Genomic DNA, 16,646 nt, shown 5'->3' on the forward strand with positions numbered 1-16,646 from the left:
TCCGAGAGCCCTTTACCCGTTTCTCGCATCAACTTCGCCCAAAACAGAATATCTGCATGCTGCAGTGCACAGTTTTTGCGCACTAATACGCCACCTTTCCCAATGTAAAAGCCTCTTGTGCCATGCGCATAGACAGGCACGCATATTGCGTCAATACTTTGTATCGCAATTAAATATTACTTATTACATAGGAATAGTTATGGCAAAGCATATCATCTTGGAAACAAACGGGAACGTCGGCGTGGTTACCCTGAATCGCCCTGAAAAACTCAACGCATGGAACACCGACATGCGTAACGAGATCATCGCTGCGCTGAAGGATTTCAATGCCGATCCGGCCATTGGCGCCATCGTCATGACTGGCGCCGGCGAACGCGCATTCTGTGCGGGACAGGACCTGGAAGAGGCGCATGGCTTCGATCCTGCACGCGTCAACGAGTGGATGAGCGAATGGGAAAATTACTATGCCGTGCTACGTGGCTTGTCGAAACCGTTGGTCATCGCGCTTAACGGCACCGCTGCCGGCTCCGCATTCCAGGTCGCGTTGCTGGGCGATATCCGCGTCGGTCACGCCGGTTCGCGCATGGGACAGCCAGAAATAAATGCCGGCATCCCAAGCGTCACAGGTCCGTGGATCATGAAGCAGATGCTGGGTTTGTCGCGCACGATAGAACTGACACTGACCGGTCGCATGATGGAAGCGGAAGAGTGCCATCGGATCGGCCTGATCCATCATCTGGTCGCCGCCGATCAAGTCATGCCCAAAGCGATGGAGATTGCCCGCGATCTGGCAGCCAAGCCGCCGGTAGCGATGCGCCTGGATAAGCAGCGTTTCTGCGAAATGTCCGAATCCGGATTTCACGAAGCCATCAGAGCCGGCCGCCGGATCCAGGTGGAGGCGTACAGCACCGGCGAACCGGCACGCATGATGGAAGAATTTTTCCGCAAACGCGGGCGCAGCATCGCGTAATCAGATTTCCGCAGAAGGTTGCCCCAATGAACATATTCACGTTTCTGCCTACATTTCTATCCACATTTCTATCGCATAGGGAGGTCGTATGAAAAATCGTTTCGATACCACACGCCGTGGAGTGCTGAAGCTTGCCGGAGGGTTGGCTGTCGCCGGCGCATTCCCGGCAACAGTATTCGGCCAGAACAAACAGATCGTGGTCGCCGATCCCGGCGGTCCTTACACTGCAGCATATCGAAAGGCTTTTTACGACCCGTTTGAAAAGGCCACCGGTATCCGTGTCATCAATGTGGCGCGCGAGGCGCAACCTGTGGCGCAGTTGACGGCGATGGTGAAGACGAAGAATTTCGTGTGGGACGTCACAACCCTGACCGTGGCGCAGGATATCCCTATCTTGGAAGAAGCAGGTTTGCTTGAGCCGCTGGGATTGAAAGCCGCCGATTTTCCCAACATGCTGGCGGCATCGGTTGCTCCGAACTTCATGGGTGTCGACGTCTATTCGACCGTGCTGGCGTATCGCAGCGACAAGTACGGGAAAAATCCACCGTCCAACTGGGCCGATTTCTGGAATGTCGAAAAATTCCCAGGACGCCGGGCATTGCGCCGCAATGCCATCGACACGCTGGAACAGGCCTTGATGGCCGATGGCGTCTCTATCGATAAACTTTATCCGCTGGATCTGGATCGGGCGTTCAAGAGTCTCGATCGCATCAAGCCGCATGTCGCGGTGTGGTGGACCAGCGGCGCGCAGGCGATGCAGCTGATTCAGTCCGGCGAGGTCGACATGATTTCGACCTGGAATGCGCGTGCGCAAACCGCCATCGAAGGCGGCGCGCCAGTCGCCATCGTCTGGAACCAAGGGTTGTATTCGATCGAGGGCTGGGGTGTGCCGAAGGGAACGCCACGCGCCGAAGAAGCCAAGGCGTTCGTCAAGTTCTGCGCCGATGCCGCGCGCCAGGCGGCCTTTACCGACACTTTGGCATACGGCCCCACCAATCTCAATGCCTATCAAAACATTCCAGCCAAACGCGCCGCGATTTTGCCGACCTCTGCAGCCAACCTGAGACTCATGCGCGCACCCAACGCGCAGTGGTGGCACAAGAACCGCAATCTGGCATCGGATCGATTCAACGCATGGCTACTTTCGTAAGCGAGTAGGAAAATGGTCGCCAGATTAGAAACAATTGGACTTAGCAAGCGCTATCAGGACGTTACCGCGCTCTCGCCTACCGATCTGCAGGTTCAGGATGGAGAATTCCTGACCCTGCTCGGACCTTCAGGTTCCGGCAAGACCACGCTGCTGCAAATCATCGCGGGGCTGGTCGAACCAAGCGACGGCAAGTTGCTGATCGACGGTAAAGACGCCACCCGCAAAGCGGCCGGTGAACGGGGCATAGGCATGGTGTTTCAAAGTTATGCCTTGTTCCCTCATATGACCGTTTGGGACAACGTAGCTTATCCTTTGCGCATGCGCAAAGAGGGAAGAGCGGCGATGGATGCCGCGGTCAAGGAGGCGTTGGAAATGGTGCAGATGGGCGCTTACGCTCATCGCCTGCCGCGCGAATTGTCCGGTGGCCAGCAACAGCGTATTGCGCTGGCACGCTGCTTCGTCTACAAGCCCTCGGTGATCTTGCTGGACGAACCGCTGGGCGCGCTGGACAAGAAATTGCGCGAGCACATGCAATCCGAAATCCGCCGCCTGCACAAGGATTTGGGGGCCACCTTCATTTACGTCACCCACGACCAGGAGGAGGCGCTCAATTTGTCCGATCGCATCTGCCTGATGAATCAGTCGAAGATAGAGCAGATAGGTACGCCGCAAGCCATGTATGACCAGCCTGCCACGGTGTTCTCGGCGCAATTCATCGGTTATTCGAACTTGCTGAAAGGAACGCTGGAGCAAGGTGCGGCTGGGTTCGATACCTTGCGCAACGGTCGTTTCGCATTGCCTGTGATGCCGCAGGAAGTTGGTCAATCGGACATCCGGACGCTGGTCGTGAGGCCCGAAAACGCGCGATTGGCGAACGCTGAATCAGCCTATCTGCGCGGTCGCGTCAACGAAGTCGTGTTCGCCGGATCCGATATCCGCGTACTCATCGACATCGGTGAAGCGGAGCCTTTCTTGCTACGTTGCGGCCGCCGCGAAGCACCGGCCGTCGGCGATATCGTCGGCGTCAGCTGGCAGCGCGAATTGACCACCGTCGTTGCCGCCTGACAGGAGCCGCCATCATGCTTAATCCCTCAAACCGCAAGCTGATCAAGGCCATGCTGCCAGCGTTGCCGTCTATCGTATTCCTGCTATGTTTTTTTGGGGTGCCGGTCTACGAGATCTTGCAAACCGGCGCCTACAACGCCGACGGCAATCTGAGTCTGGCGCAGTTCCATCGCATCAGCGGCGATATCGTGTATGCGAAAGTACTGTGGACCACCTTCAAGATATCGTTGCTGACCGCGCTGCTTGCGGTCGGACTCGGCTTTCCGGTCGCCTACTTTCTGAGTCAGATCAGCGACCGCCGTCGCGGTAAATGGATGATCTGGCTGCTGATCCCGTTCTGGACCAGTTACCTGGTGAAGACTTTTGCCTGGATTCTGGTGCTGTCCAAAACCGGTGTGCTGGCTTCGATTGCGATGGGACTTGGCCTGGTCGATGATCCGCAAGCCATGGCGCCGTCCTTGAGCGGGGTGATGATAGGCATGGTGCATGCGATGCTGCCGCTGGCGGTGATGAACATGCTGCCGATCATGCGCGGCGTTAATGCGCAATTGCTGCAGGCTGCGGAAACACTGGGCGCCAATCGCACAGTTGCGTTTTTTTCGGTGTTCCTGCCGCTGGCGGCGCCGGGTATGGCTGCCGCCGGTTTACTGGTATTCATCACCAGCCTTGGCTTCTTCATCTTGCCGGCTCTGCTCGGCACACCGCAGGAAACCATGATCGCGCAGCTGGTGATTTCGGCGATTAATGAATTATTCAATTTGCCGTTTGCCGCCGCCTTGTCGACGGTATTGCTGGTCTGTGCGATCGCTGTATTTATCTTGTACGACAAACTGGTTGGCTTGTCCTCATTGAGCGGCGAGTCACGACCAGCGGCACGCAACAAGAATTTACCTGGCATGAACGGTTTCCTGATCGTCGTCGGCAGAACATTGGGGCGCGCTCATGCCGCACTGGGGCCGATAAGCGCGAGTGTGCGCGGCCTTAAAATATATACGTTGGTGTTGATCGCATTGTTGTCGCTGCCGATTCTGGTGGTATTGCCGATTGCATTCACCGATTCCCCGTTCCTTGCCTTCCCGCCCAAGGGTTTCAGCCTGCGCTGGTTCTCCTCGTTCATGTTCTCTCCGGTCTGGCAATCGGCATTGCTGCGTTCGTTCGGCGTGGCGGTGGTAACTGCGCTTGCCGCCACCGCTCTGGGCCTGGGCGCAGCACTGTCGTTGACACGCTTGCCGGCGGCCTGGACCAAGCCCATGTTCGCGGTTTTCCTGGCGCCGCTGATCGTGCCACGCATCGTGATTGCGGTTGGCTTGTTCTACCTGTTTGCGCGCCTGGGGCTGGTGGGCACTAATCTCGGACTGGCGATCGGCCATACCGTATTGGCGATTCCTTATGTGGTCGTGACAATGGTAGCGGCGCTCAAGCGCTTCGACTGGCGTCTCGACGATGCCGGCCGCATCCTTGGCGCGTCAGCATTTGGGCGGCTGCGCACGATACAGCTGCCGATGATGATAGGTAGCGTAGTGGCAGCACTGCAGATTGCTTTCATCATTTCGTTTGACGAATTGACGATTGCCATTTTTGTGAGCGGCGGCCTCACCAATACCTTGCCGAAACAGATGTGGGATGACATGACTTTGCAAGTCAATCCGACGCTGGCCGCGGTATCGCTGGTCATGGTGGTGGTGATTACGGTGCTGGTGTTGATCCCGACGTTCTTCAAACGCGCCGAGCAGACATGAAGTCCTGCGCCGCCGCTATCCTAATCAAGACAAATCAAGACTGATCAAGACATCAATCAAGACATCAATCAAGACACTACTATGCACAACTATTCCGATTATTTCCCTGTTCGTTCACCTCGCGACAATCTCGACGTCGTGCCGCTGCTGCATGATGGCCTGATGCAGAAGGGACCAACGACGCTGCTCGATTTCAATGGCGCCAGGACATCGTTCGACGATATGGCCAAACGCGTCGGCGCGATGCAATCCTGGCTTGACGCTAAAGCTATCTGTCGCGGCGATCGCGTGGCGTTGATGTTGGAAAACGGCTTGGATCACATCGCGCTGATCTATGCGCTGATGTTGAGCGGCGTCGTGTGGGTGCCGGTCAATACGCGCCTGAAAGGACCGGGTATCGACTATCTGCTAGGTCATTGCGAGCCAACGTTGTTCATCGCGCAACGTGATTTTGCCGAGGTCTTGTCGGATCTGCCGGGTTTGCAATCCCGCCTGGTCTGGCTCGAGGAGGTGCAGCTGACGGTGCAACAGCTGTCAGCTGAAGGCCTGCCGCTGCAGGCCGCGCCGGTCAGTGCCGACGATACCCTATGCCTGATCTATACCTCCGGCACCACCGGTGCGCCGAAGGGAGTGGTGTTCACCCATCGCATGATGCGGATTGCCAGCGAAGCGACCTTGATCGTTTCCGGGGCCGGCGCGGGTGACCGCATGTTTGTCTGGGAGCCGCTGTGCCATATCGGCGGCGCGCAGATGATGCTGGTGCCGTTTCTGCAGCAAGTCGAATTGCACATAGTCGAGCGTTTTTCAGCGAGCCGCTTCTGGCAACAGATAGAAACTTCGCAGGCTACCCACTTGCACTACCTGGGCGGGATCCTGGACATACTGATGCAGCTGCCGCAGCAACCCGCCAGTCATACCTTGCGCGTGGCCTGGGGCGCCGGGGTGTCGGTAAAGGCGTGGGATGCGGTGATCGCGCGCTTGCAACTGGATCTGCGTGAATGCTATGGCATGACTGAAGGATCCAGCTTCACCACCGTCAACGCCGGCGGCAAGCCAGGTTCCATCGGCCGCGCACTGCCTTGGCTTAAGGTTGAACTGCTGGATGACCATGATCAGCCGGTAGCCATCGGCGATATTGGGCAAATCGTGGTATCGAGCGCGATTGACGGTACCTTTTTGCCGCAATACCTGGATAATCCGCAGGCAAGCGCGGCGGCGGTTCGAGACGGAAAATTGTACACAGGTGATTCTGCGCGCATGGATCCGGACGGGGATTTGTATTTTGTCGGTCGTCGCACCGATAGCATGCGCGTACGTGGAGAAAACGTATCTGCGTGGGAAATCGAGCGGGTTTTCGTTACTCATCCGGCGGTGGCCGCTGCCGCTGCCGTTGGCATCGACAGCGCCATCGGCGAGCAGGAAATCATGCTGTACGTGCAATTCAAGCCTGGCGCCGACGTCTCTTTCAGCGAATTGGCAGCATGGGCGCAATCCAGGCTTGCCAGCTACCAGATGCCGCGCTATTTTTTGAGAATCGGTGCGTTCGAATTGACATTGAGCGAGCGTATTAAAAAGCATTTGCTGCCACGTGGTGTTGAATTGGCGTGGGACCGTCGCGCTCAATCGCCCTCGGCCGTCCTCGACAAACAACTGTGTGATATTCCAGATAGCGCAAAAAACCGATGAGCAGCGATAATAGATCCTTTCCTCAACCAAAAGGCCGATCTGCCAAGCAGACGGCGATTCACCCTATGAGCGCAGACGCAGGCAAAACTGTTGGAGCACGCAAGAAGAAAGCCGGCAAGGAAACGACACCGGCAAAAGCCGGCGCCAGCCCGAGCGCCGAAGTCGCCGATGCCGGTACCGGCGCTATGGATTCCCCGCTATACGTGAATTCGGTAGAAAAGGGCATGCGGGTTCTGATGGCGTTCGACGGCCAGCAGCGGCAACTTTCATTGTCGCAAATCGCGGCGCTCACTGGCTTCGATCTCAGCGCGGCGCAACGCTTCACGTATACGCTGACAGTCCTGGGCTACCTGAACAAGGACGAAGAAAGCCGTAAATATGAGCTGTCGCCGAAATTGCTCGATTTTGCCTATCACTATCTGTCATCCAGCGAGCTGGTCACTCGGGCGACACCTTATCTGCAGCAGTTGAGTCAGGAAACCGAGGAAACTACTAATCTGACAATACTTGATGGCACAGACGTGGTTTTCGTCCAACGTATCGTCAGCCGTCATGTCTTGAATCCGACCGTGGTCACCGGCACTCGCATCCCGGCGTATTGCACCGCATCCGGACTGGCATTGTTGTCAACCATGAGCGATGAAGAAGTCGATGCGATATTGGGGGCATCCGAACTGCGGCAACATACGCCGTTCACGGTCGTCGACCCGAAAAAAATCAAGCTGCGGCTTGCTACCTTCCGCGAACAAGGATATGCCCACATCAAGGAAGAGTATTTCCTCGGTGACGTGTCTACCGCAGCCGCTGTCAAGGATGCCCGTGGCCGCGGTATCGGCGCCGTCAACGTTGCAGTCACAAAGGCGCGTTGGGGCGCCGACAGCGACGAAGGTCGCTACGCCAATCTGGTGATGTCGGCGGCCCGCGCTATTTCGGTACAAAGAAAGTAAGCGATGACCATGCAGCAGAACCCCAATGTTACCCTCATCGGCGGCGGCAATATGGCGGCTGCATTGATCAACGGACTCGTGAATCGCTTTACAGCTGCGGCAAATATCCGCGTCGTCGATGTCAATCCGCAGGCGTTGCAGCAGTTGTCACAGCGATTTGGCGTGACGGTCGACTGTAGTGTCACCAATGCGGTTGCAGGCTGCGATATCCTCATCCTGGCAGTCAAACCGCAGCAAATGGCACCGGTGTTGCAGGATATCGCTGCGCAACTCCAGCATCAATTGGTGATTTCCATCGCCGCCGGTATTCGCACCACGGAATTGTCTGCCGGCCTGCAAGGCTATACGACGATAGTGCGCGCCATGCCGAATATGCCGGCGTTGATCGGACGCGGCATGACTGGCATGTTTGCAATGCCAGGGGTGAGCGCAGTACAACAGCTGCATGCCGATACAGTAATGGCTGCTGTCGGCAAAACCCTTTGGCTGCAAGAAGAACAGTCGCTGGACGCAGTTACCGGCGTCTCTGGCAGCGGCCCGGCTTTTGTTTTTTATTTTATAGAAGCGTTGGAAAAAGCCGCCATGGAAGTCGGGCTGAATGCCGCAGAGAGCAAATTGCTGGCGTTGGAAACCGTCGCCGGTGCTGCGCAGCTGGCGTTGCAATCCGATGATGAGGTGGCGCTGTTGCGTGAGCGGGTAACGTCGAAAGGCGGAACGACCTTTGCCGGCCTGAACAGTTTGCAGCAGGATGGTTTTTGCGCTGTGATTACCCGCGCGGTTAAGGCGGCAACCAATCGCAGCAAGGAACTGGGCGATGCCTGCTGACCAAGATCGCCAGTCGATCACACCGCTTCGCATTGCTCGTCATTCGCACGCCGCCAGGAAGTCCGGCGTGCTCCGTAGTGAAACCTGGAAGCGCCGCGTGCGCCTTTTTTGCATCTATTGGTTGACCCCGGTCGTGCCTTTGCTTGGCGCTTGCATCTATAGTCCAGCGATCTTTCTAAAACGCTCCAAGACCATCGATACACGACGTTGGCTTGCATCGTCCGTGTTGAGGTGCCAAGGTAGACGCTCGGTAAAGATTGGATCTGCCAGGAGATCATCAAACTCTTGCATAATATAATTCTTCACTGATTCTTCAGCAATTTCGACCTCATCAATCAACTCGATGCGCCCGTCCACTAGATTTACGATGTCTTCAATATCATGGTGACTATAATCACCGTTTCCCCGGCCATGGAAAGCCTCTAATTTTGTCGCCAAAAACAATGCGGCCGAGACCATACGTATGGATTTCCCGCTAGGTAATATATGTTTTTCGGCATATTTCACAACTAATGGATACCACCTGTTGGTGGAGCCAAATCCTATTTCCTTAGTTGGCATTACGTCTATTAAAAGGACACCTTTTTGCCAGCGACAAATTACTTCATCTTTACCATTGCTGAACCCTAGCGCTTTTAATTTTTTCTCTAAAGAATAGTAATTTGCAATCGAAACTACTTCCGCAACCAGATCTACATCTTTTGTCGCACGTACTGACGGTCGCGCTTTATCAGTGATCAATAAGCCTGTGGCACATCCGCCAACGAGAACTAATTCATCGCAAAGACTCCCAAGCTCATGAACTACAAGTTCTACTGAATCCACATTTGGATCTCGCGACATCATTTTATGTACTCCAAAATTAGCTGAGCCGATATTTCCCGGTCTCGAGCATGCCCCCCTCTGAGTGCATCGACCAGAGTCATGACACCGTAGAGTTTAAAATCGATCCGACATGCCAGAGGAACTGAGGGATATATAGGCTGTAACCCAATTCCCTGTGTATTACCTTCTGCATCTGGCCACACCTGTGGGAGTCCGTCCGTAGCCATGAAGTGCTTGCTTAACACCGGGCCTGCCAGAGCGGTAGGAATTCCCCGCGTAAGCATGCTGTTGATCTGCGGGAAAACATATCGAACACCATGCTCTAAAAATTCATGTAGCGCAAACTTCACGGCAGTTAGTTCAGATGTGCGAGCAAGAAGGCCACAAGTTTGTGCTCGCTTAGCAGAAGAATGCACTTCTGATATAGACATGAAAAGTTCACTTGCTAATTCCGCATAAGTGAATTGTCGCTCCGAATTCACGGCAATCTTCAATGCAACCAACAGATCCTGCGGCTTCAGCACAAGCTGTTTGGTAGTAGAGCCAGCCATTTTTCTCCATTCGCGAATCAAGAATTCGCATTATTTATACTGTTTAAACGCCGTAAATATTAAGTATTCTAAATTCGCGAATTAAGAATACTTGAGTTTTTACTGAAAATTCTTGATTAAAACGCTTAGAAACACCGAAAGCAAGACAAGACCATAGCATCTAACGTACACTTATGCCACAGTTGCAGTCCCCGATTAGTCTTATACGCATCGTTCCAACTATAGAAGAGATCAAACATGGCTGAGCAACTTAGAAAAAAAAGCCCTAGAGCACCATCTATGCCGTTAAACGAAGCGTTGGATCGTGCAATGAAAGTTTACGATCAGGAAAGATTGCATCCTGCACCGGTAGAAGTAATTGCATTAGGCCTGGGGTACAAAAGTGCAAACAACGGTGCTGCACTTGCCGCAATCGCATCGCTGCGCTATTTTGGGCTTCTCGAGCGTCCTAAAGATGGCTTCCTGTCAATAACAAAAGCGGTCGAGTCATTCAAGTTCTCACCGTCAGAGTTGCAGCGGCGAGAGCTTTTGATACAGTTCCTGAAGTCTCCGCCTCTATACGCTGAACTCGTAGAAAAATATGCGAATGGCTTACCATCAGATGCAAGTCTAAAATATGAGCTTATACAAAGAGGATTCATACCCGCAGGCGCCGAGAGTGCGTTAAGTTGCTTCAAGCAATCGGTCAACTTTGCCGCTTACTTCGAGTTCCAAGCCGCGCAAGTGATTGCTGAGGACGACACACTAATTGACTCGCCGGAGGAAGATGAAATTGTGTCGGTGCCCTCCAAAAATGGTGCGCCCGTAGTTGCAAGTTCCACTGTTCAGTCTACAGCTGGCGATGAGGCGTTGGACCGGATACCCGTAAGGCTACCCGGAGGACGAAAGGCATGGCTGCTCATACCTACGCTATTCTTCGAGGCAGATAAAATTCGACTCAAAGCCCAAATCGATCTGTTACTGACAGAAGACGAAAGCGCAGAATAAGTAATTGGGTAGTCGCACCATCTGCGGCCATTTCAATTTTTGGCGTCCCTTAGAATCTTGGCTTCCCGACCTAGACTCGAACCTGAACCCCGCGAATTGACAGGTGCCGCCGCTTTAGTGTCCAGCGAACGCTTCCGTCAGCGACAAGATCTTGCCGGTGGCGCTGCCATCGTAGCCGCTGATCTGATCAACTGTTTCGCGAAACGAGGCTGATTGCAAGATGCTGATCACTTGCTGCATCAACGGATCATTCAAGGCGCTGTTCGATACAGCAAAGAAATAACGCTCACGCACCAGCGGGATGAAATCCAGGCCGAAACGCTGGGCCGCGGTCTGTACGCCGAAACCGACATCGGCCATGCCGCTGGCGATAAAGGCTGCAATCGCGGAATGGGTAAATTCGGCGGTTTCGAAACCTTCGATGGCGGTGGGCGACAGCGCCTGCCTAGATAACATCAGTTCCAGCAGCATGCGGGTGCCTGAGCCCGGCTGGCGGTTGACAAAAAGCACGCCCGGGCGACTGAGGTCGGATAAACCGGCGATATTTTTCGGATTACCTGGCGCCACCATCAAGCCTTGGTTGCGTATCGCCAGGTGAATCAGGCAATGTTTGTTTTTATCCAGCCAACGGCTATAGCTGGCCACCGATGCTTCTTCGAATTCCCCCAAGGGCACGTGAAAGCCGGCCAGGTCGCATTCCTGCCGTGCCAGCGCCGCCACCGCATCGGCGCTATTGCGATAACGCAGTTCCACCGGCAGGCGCTGTTCATTCAGCTGATTCAGTAATGCGGCAACAGCGAAACCATGGCTGGCGTTCAGGCGGATCATCGGCGGCCCGCAGCTTATGGTTTTGCTCAGCTCGCCTTCCAGCTCGGAAGCCAGGCTTTCCAGTGTCGGCGACAAACGTGCGGCGATGCGGCGATCAGCCCAGATTAGTTTTTCTGCCAGCGGCAACAGGTGGCTACCGCGCCCGCGCCCGGTTTCTACCAACGGATGACCAAACATACGCTCGGCATCGCGCAGCAAACCCCAGGCGTGACGGTAAGAGCCGCCGATTTTCTTGGCGGCATTGGCAATCGAGCCGGTTTCCTGAATTGCCGTGAGCAATGCCAATAAAACAGCAGTATCCAGAGGTGTCTCTGCGTCGCGCGAGATTTCCCAATGCGGTTTGATTTTAACTCTATACATTATGCAAAATATAGCCTATTGAGCTGGCCATCGACCAGTGATATTTTGCGTATATATAGGAAATATATAGGAGAAATATAGGAGAAATATAGGAGAAATATAGGAGAAATATAAGGAAACAAAATATTTCTCAAATAAAACTATATGTAAGTAATTACCTATGGTACATATAAGCTTTTTTATTTCCAGGGGGGAATGTGGGATTTTTAGATAAAGAACGGACCATTGCAGGTCCAGGCTTCAACCGTTGGCTGGTGCCGCCCGCAGCGTTGGCAATTCACCTGTGTATTGGCATGGCTTACGGCTTTTCCGTGTTCTGGCTGCCGCTGTCGAAAGCGGTCGGGATCAAGGAATCGGTCGTCTGCGCAAAGGATATGAGTTTCTTTGCTGAAATATTCGCAAGTAATTGCGACTGGAAGATTTCAATGCTGGGCTGGATCTTCACCATGTTCTTCGTTTTGCTCGGAACATCGGCGGCAATCTGGGGCGGCTGGCTGGAACACGTCGGTCCGCGCAAGGCCGGTTTCGTGGCAGCCGTGTGCTGGTGTGGAGGTTTGCTGATTTCAGCGTTCGGGATCTATCAGCACCAGATATGGATTATCTGGCTGGGTTCCGGCTTGATTGGCGGGATCGGTCTCGGGTTGGGTTATATCTCGCCCGTATCGACGCTGATCAAATGGTTTCCGGACCGCCGCGGCATGGCGACCGGCATGGCGATCATGGGCTTCGGCGGCGGTGCGCTGATCGGTAGCCCGCTGGCGGACAAGCTGATGAAACATTTCGCTAGCGACGTCTCGGTCGGCGTCTGGCAGACTTTTGTCGTGATGGCGCTGATCTATTTTGTATTCATGATGGCTGGCGCTTTCGGCTATCGGATTCCGCCAAGCGGCTGGAAGCCTGCCGGCTGGACTCCGCCTGTCGCCAATGGCAACGTCATGATTACCCAGCATCACGTGCATGTCAGCAAGGTCTGGGGTATTCCCCAATTCTGGCTGGTATGGCTGGTGTTGTGCCTGAACGTGTCGGCTGGTATCGGCGTGATCGGCATGGCTTCGCCGATGTTGCAAGAAGTGTTCGGCGGCCATCTCCTGGGCGTCAGCGCTAAATTCACCGAATTGTCGGTTGAGCAAAAAAGTGCGATTGCAGCGATTGCCGCCGGTTTTACCGGCTTGATCAGTCTGTTCAATATTGGCGGCCGTTTCGCCTGGGCCACATGCTCTGACTATATCGGACGCAAAATGACTTACGTTGTGTTCTTTGTCCTCGGCTTCGTGTTGTATGTGAGCCTGCCTTGGTCCGGTGCGGCCGGCAGCGTGGCGCTGTTCGTCGCTGCGGTGTGCCTGATCCTGTCGATGTATGGTGGCGGCTTTTCGACGGTGCCAGCCTATCTGGCCGACTTGTTCGGCACCCAGATGGTAGGCGCGATCCATGGCCGTCTGCTGACTGCCTGGGCGACTGCCGGGATTCTCGGGCCGGTGGTGGTGAACTACATGCGCGAGTATCAACTCTCACTTGGGATCCCGCGTGAAGCGGTCTACAACACCACGATGTACATCCTGGCCGGCATGCTGGTAGTGGGCCTGTTGTGCAACCTGATGATCAGGCCGGTCGCTGAAAAATACTTCATGACGCCGGAAGAACTGGCACGCGAGAAACAACTGGCGCATGAGCAGGCTTCCGCCAGTGGCGAAGCGGTGCTGGCGCCTGAAGTGATGGCGCGCATCGGCAACGGCGGTAACCCGGCGGTGCTGTGGGCGTCGTGGGCGGCGGTGATCATTCCTTTGGTTTGGGGAATTTCGATCACCCTGCAGAAGTCGGCTGTATTGTTTAAGTAACAGAGTTAAGTAGTTAAGTAGTGAAGTAGGGTGGGCAAGTTTTTTTGCCCACGCGTTATCCAAACACCGACGCGAGCGGATTTAAGGTAACGCGTGGGCACTCGTGCCCACCCTACGACTGATCTAGTGTGGTACAGGTTTCAAGACGCACCGTTGTGCGCCGATCAAGGTGCTTCATTGAGTTATAACAAGAACATCCATTCTGCGCACCTTTTGTAGTACCGAATACCGGTAGGAGACTGTCGTGAAGATGCAAATCGAGCCAAGCTCTCAAGTTTCGCAAGTGTCGCAAGTTGTACCGTCGGACCCATCTGTCGATCTGGATCAGGTCAAATCCATTATCCAAAAGCACCAGGCCATGCCCGGCGCCATGCTGCCGGTCTTGCATGCGATCCAGGATGCGCTCGGCTATGTGCCTTCATCAGTAGTGCCGTTGATCGCCGACCAGTTGAATCTTTCCCGTGCCGAAGTGCACGGCGTGATCAGCTTCTATCACCATTTCCGCCAGCAACCCGCAGGCCGTCACATAGTCCAGCTATGCCGGGCCGAAGCCTGCCAGGCGGTTGGCGCAGACGCGTTGGCAGCGCACGTCAAGGCTGCATTGGGCTGCGATTTCCATGGCACCAGCAGCGATGGCCAGTTCACGCTGGAACCGGTGTATTGCCTCGGTCAATGCGCTTGCGGCCCGAACATGCAGATCGACGACGATCTGTATGCGCGCGTCAGCAACGATAAATTCAACAAGCTGGTACGTGCCAAGCGAGGTGCGCAATGAGCGTTACCGTCTACGTACCGCGTGACTCTACCGCGCTCGCCCTGGGAGCCAACGAGGTTGCTGCGGCAATCGTCGCCGAAGCCGATAAGCGCGGCCAGGAAATTACCCTGGTGCGCAACGGTTCACGCGGCATGTTCTGGCTGGAGCCGCTGGTGGAGGTGGTTACCGCCGCCGGACGCATCGGCTACGGACCGGTCGAACCGGACGATGTGGCGGGGCTGTTCGATGCCGATTTTCTGGCTGGCGGCAAGCATCGCCTGGCCTTGGGGCTGGTTGAAGAAATCCCCTATTTGAAAAAGCAAGAGCGTCTGACCTTCGCCCGCGTCGGCATCACCGATCCGCTGTCGCTGGACGATTATCTTGCGCATGAAGGCTACGCCGGTTTGCGGCGCGCTTTGACCCTGCCCAGCGCAGACGTAGTGCAGGAAGTGCTGGAGTCCGGCCTGCGCGGCCGTGGCGGCGCGGCTTTCCCGACTGGCATCAAATGGAAGACGGTGGCCAATACCCAGGCTGCGCAAAAATACATCGTTTGCAACGCCGATGAAGGTGATTCCGGTACGTTCTCGGACCGCATGGTGATGGAAGACGATCCCTTCGTTCTGATTGAAGGCATGACGATTGCAGCGCTGGCGGTTGGTGCGACCCGGGGCTACATCTATGTCCGTTCGGAATATCCGCATGCGATCGCGGCGTTGAACCAGGCAATCGTCACGGCAAACAGCCAGAATTATCTGGGCGAAAATATTCTCAGTTCGCCTCATTCCTTCCATCTGGAAGTCCGCAAAGGCGCCGGCGCTTACATCTGTGGTGAAGAAACCGCCTTGCTCGAAAGCCTGGAAGGCAAGCGCGGCGTGGTGCGTGCCAAGCCGCCGCTGCCGGCCATCGAAGGTTTGTTCGGCAAGCCGACCGTCATCAATAATGTGATCTCGCTGGCCTCGGTGCCTATCATCCTGGCGCGCGGCGCGGCCTTCTATAAAAATTACGGCATGGGGCGTTCGCTCGGCACCTTGCCGATGCAGCTGGCGGGCAATATCCGTTATGGCGGCCTGGTGGAGAAGGCGTTCGGCGTGACCCTGCGCGAACTGCTGCTCGATTTCGGCGGCGGTACTGCCAGCGGCAAGCCGATACGCGCAGTGCAAGTCGGCGGCCCGCTGGGACCGTATTTGCCGGAGTCGCTGTTCGATACCAAGCTCGATTACGAAGCCTTCGCCGCTGTCGGCGGCATGCTGGGGCATGGCGGCATCGTGGTGTTCGACGATAGCGTCGACATGGCCAAACAGGCGCGATACGCGATGGAATTCTGCGCAGTCGAATCCTGCGGAAAATGTACGCCTTGCCGCATCGGCTCTACCCGTGGCGTGGAGGTGATCGACAAGATTGTCGCCGGCCAGGTACATGAAATACATCTGTTACGGGACCTGTGCGACACCATGATCAACGGCTCTTTATGCGCGATGGGCAGCATGACGCCGTTGCCGGTGCTGTCGGCCCTCGATCATTTTCCCGAAGATTTTGCCAGCGGCGCTGCCGACAAGGCCGCCTGATAGCCTGCGCAACTAACACCACCCACGTTCCATTGGAACCAGGAGCATGTGATGAATCAGCTTAATGAACTTGACTACGGCACACCGGCCAAGCAATCCGAGAAACTAGTCGTACTGGAAATCGACGGCGTCAGCGTCGAGGTGGCGGCCGGTACTTCGGTGATGCGTGCAGCGGTGGAAGCCGGCATCAACGTGCCAAAATTGTGCGCCACCGATAGTCTGGAGCCGTTTGGTTCCTGCCGCCTGTGCCTGGTGGAAATCGACGGCAGGAAAGGCTATCCGGCGTCTTGCACTACACCGTGCGAGCCCGGCATGAAGGTCAAGACCCAGACCCCGAAACTGGCCGATATCCGGCGCGGCGTGATGGAGTTGTACATCTCCGACCATCCGCTCGATTGCCTGACTTGCCCCACCAACGGTAATTGCGAATTGCAGGATATGGCAGGTGTGACCGGTTTGCGCGAAGTGCGCTACGGCTACGAAGGTGACAACCACTTGAAGATGAAAAAGGATGAATCGAATCCTTATTTCACCTACGATCCTTCCAAATGCATCGTCT

At 55.4% G+C, this 16,646-nt stretch carries 15 protein-coding genes; 12 read left to right on the forward strand and 3 right to left on the reverse strand.

Annotated elements, in window-relative coordinates:
• Positions 1 to 199: 199 nt before the first annotated feature.
• The 7 genes from KHU29_RS06220 (at position 200) to proC (ending at position 8,382) form a co-directional block, all read left to right on the forward strand.
• Positions 200 to 970 (forward strand): enoyl-CoA hydratase/isomerase family protein, encoded by a 771-nt coding sequence (locus tag KHU29_RS06220; RefSeq protein WP_211451871.1) that lies wholly within the window; start codon positions 200 to 202, stop codon positions 968 to 970.
• Positions 971 to 1,058: 88 nt separating this feature from the next.
• Positions 1,059 to 2,120 carry an ABC transporter substrate-binding protein gene (locus KHU29_RS06225; RefSeq protein ID WP_211451873.1) on the forward strand — a complete coding sequence of 354 codons (1,062 nt, stop codon included), beginning with the start codon at positions 1,059 to 1,061 and terminating at the stop codon, positions 2,118 to 2,120.
• 12 nt (positions 2,121 to 2,132) lie between these two features.
• Positions 2,133 to 3,185: an ABC transporter ATP-binding protein gene (locus KHU29_RS06230; RefSeq protein ID WP_211451876.1), complete on the forward strand. Its 1,053-nt coding sequence runs from the start codon at positions 2,133 to 2,135 to the stop codon at positions 3,183 to 3,185.
• Between the two features lie 14 nt (positions 3,186 to 3,199).
• Complete coding sequence (locus KHU29_RS06235) at positions 3,200 to 4,924, forward strand: ABC transporter permease subunit (RefSeq protein WP_211451878.1); 1,725 nt, start codon at positions 3,200 to 3,202, stop codon at positions 4,922 to 4,924.
• Positions 4,925 to 5,005: 81 nt separating this feature from the next.
• Positions 5,006 to 6,610, forward strand: coding sequence for an AMP-binding protein (locus tag KHU29_RS06240; RefSeq protein WP_211451880.1), 1,605 nt, complete (start codon positions 5,006 to 5,008; stop codon positions 6,608 to 6,610).
• Between the two features lie 65 nt (positions 6,611 to 6,675).
• Positions 6,676 to 7,557, forward strand: coding sequence for an IclR family transcriptional regulator (locus KHU29_RS06245; RefSeq protein ID WP_246541564.1), 882 nt, complete (start codon positions 6,676 to 6,678; stop codon positions 7,555 to 7,557).
• A gap of 9 nt (positions 7,558 to 7,566) precedes the next feature.
• Positions 7,567 to 8,382: a pyrroline-5-carboxylate reductase gene (gene proC, locus KHU29_RS06250; protein ID WP_211451882.1), complete on the forward strand. Its 816-nt coding sequence runs from the start codon at positions 7,567 to 7,569 to the stop codon at positions 8,380 to 8,382.
• A gap of 156 nt (positions 8,383 to 8,538) precedes the next feature.
• Here proC and KHU29_RS06255 read toward each other — a convergent pair whose 3' ends face one another.
• Positions 8,539 to 9,228: a hypothetical protein gene (locus tag KHU29_RS06255; RefSeq protein WP_211451885.1), complete on the reverse strand. Its 690-nt coding sequence runs from the start codon at positions 9,226 to 9,228 to the stop codon at positions 8,539 to 8,541.
• Positions 9,225 to 9,758, reverse strand: coding sequence for a hypothetical protein (locus tag KHU29_RS06260; protein WP_211451887.1), 534 nt, complete (start codon positions 9,756 to 9,758; stop codon positions 9,225 to 9,227). The genes KHU29_RS06255 and KHU29_RS06260 overlap by 4 nt, the downstream gene beginning before the upstream one ends.
• Before the next feature lie 237 nt (positions 9,759 to 9,995).
• Between KHU29_RS06260 and KHU29_RS06265 the strand changes: the two genes are divergently transcribed.
• Positions 9,996 to 10,745 carry a hypothetical protein gene (locus KHU29_RS06265; protein WP_211451890.1) on the forward strand — a complete coding sequence of 250 codons (750 nt, stop codon included), beginning with the start codon at positions 9,996 to 9,998 and terminating at the stop codon, positions 10,743 to 10,745.
• A gap of 114 nt (positions 10,746 to 10,859) precedes the next feature.
• Here the strand turns inward: KHU29_RS06265 and KHU29_RS06270 are convergent, their stop codons facing one another.
• On the reverse strand, positions 10,860 to 11,933 hold the full coding sequence (locus KHU29_RS06270) for a substrate-binding domain-containing protein (protein WP_211451892.1): 1,074 nt from the start codon (positions 11,931 to 11,933) through the stop codon (positions 10,860 to 10,862).
• Between the two features lie 197 nt (positions 11,934 to 12,130).
• Here KHU29_RS06270 and KHU29_RS06275 point away from each other — a divergent pair, with 197 nt between their 5' ends.
• From KHU29_RS06275 to KHU29_RS06290, 4 genes are all read left to right on the forward strand, one after another.
• On the forward strand, positions 12,131 to 13,768 hold the full coding sequence (locus KHU29_RS06275; protein WP_211451894.1) for an OFA family MFS transporter: 1,638 nt from the start codon (positions 12,131 to 12,133) through the stop codon (positions 13,766 to 13,768).
• Positions 13,769 to 14,018: 250 nt separating this feature from the next.
• Positions 14,019 to 14,543, forward strand: coding sequence for a formate dehydrogenase subunit gamma (locus KHU29_RS06280; protein WP_246541600.1), 525 nt, complete (start codon positions 14,019 to 14,021; stop codon positions 14,541 to 14,543).
• Positions 14,540 to 16,087 (forward strand): formate dehydrogenase beta subunit, encoded by a 1,548-nt coding sequence (locus KHU29_RS06285; RefSeq protein WP_211451896.1) that lies wholly within the window; start codon positions 14,540 to 14,542, stop codon positions 16,085 to 16,087. The genes KHU29_RS06280 and KHU29_RS06285 overlap by 4 nt, the downstream gene beginning before the upstream one ends.
• 51 nt (positions 16,088 to 16,138) lie before the next feature.
• Positions 16,139 to 16,646: 2Fe-2S iron-sulfur cluster-binding protein (locus KHU29_RS06290; protein ID WP_211451898.1), on the forward strand; the 508-nt coding region annotated here is incomplete at its 3' end.

The sequence above is a fragment of the Collimonas antrihumi genome (genome assembly GCF_018304965.1).
GTDB classification, from domain to species: Bacteria; Pseudomonadota; Gammaproteobacteria; order Burkholderiales; family Burkholderiaceae_D; genus Collimonas; species Collimonas antrihumi.

Excerpts from the sequence above, each read along its gene's own strand:
- KHU29_RS06220 (WP_211451871.1), top strand. The coding sequence starts at position 200 with ATGGCAAAGCATATCATCTTGGAAACAAACGGGAACGTCGGCGTGGTT.
- KHU29_RS06225 (WP_211451873.1), top strand. The coding sequence starts at position 1,059 with ATGAAAAATCGTTTCGATACCACACGCCGTGGAGTGCTGAAGCTTGCC.
- KHU29_RS06230 (WP_211451876.1), top strand. The coding sequence starts at position 2,133 with ATGGTCGCCAGATTAGAAACAATTGGACTTAGCAAGCGCTATCAGGAC.
- KHU29_RS06235 (WP_211451878.1), top strand. The coding sequence starts at position 3,200 with ATGCTTAATCCCTCAAACCGCAAGCTGATCAAGGCCATGCTGCCAGCG.
- KHU29_RS06240 (WP_211451880.1), top strand. The coding sequence starts at position 5,006 with ATGCACAACTATTCCGATTATTTCCCTGTTCGTTCACCTCGCGACAAT.
- KHU29_RS06245 (WP_246541564.1), top strand. The coding sequence starts at position 6,676 with ATGAGCGCAGACGCAGGCAAAACTGTTGGAGCACGCAAGAAGAAAGCC.
- proC (WP_211451882.1), top strand. The coding sequence starts at position 7,567 with ATGCAGCAGAACCCCAATGTTACCCTCATCGGCGGCGGCAATATGGCG.
- KHU29_RS06255 (WP_211451885.1), bottom strand. The coding sequence starts at position 9,228 with ATGATGTCGCGAGATCCAAATGTGGATTCAGTAGAACTTGTAGTTCAT.
- KHU29_RS06260 (WP_211451887.1), bottom strand. The coding sequence starts at position 9,758 with ATGGCTGGCTCTACTACCAAACAGCTTGTGCTGAAGCCGCAGGATCTG.
- KHU29_RS06265 (WP_211451890.1), top strand. The coding sequence starts at position 9,996 with ATGGCTGAGCAACTTAGAAAAAAAAGCCCTAGAGCACCATCTATGCCG.
- KHU29_RS06270 (WP_211451892.1), bottom strand. The coding sequence starts at position 11,933 with ATGTATAGAGTTAAAATCAAACCGCATTGGGAAATCTCGCGCGACGCA.
- KHU29_RS06280 (WP_246541600.1), top strand. The coding sequence starts at position 14,019 with ATGCAAATCGAGCCAAGCTCTCAAGTTTCGCAAGTGTCGCAAGTTGTA.
- KHU29_RS06285 (WP_211451896.1), top strand. The coding sequence starts at position 14,540 with ATGAGCGTTACCGTCTACGTACCGCGTGACTCTACCGCGCTCGCCCTG.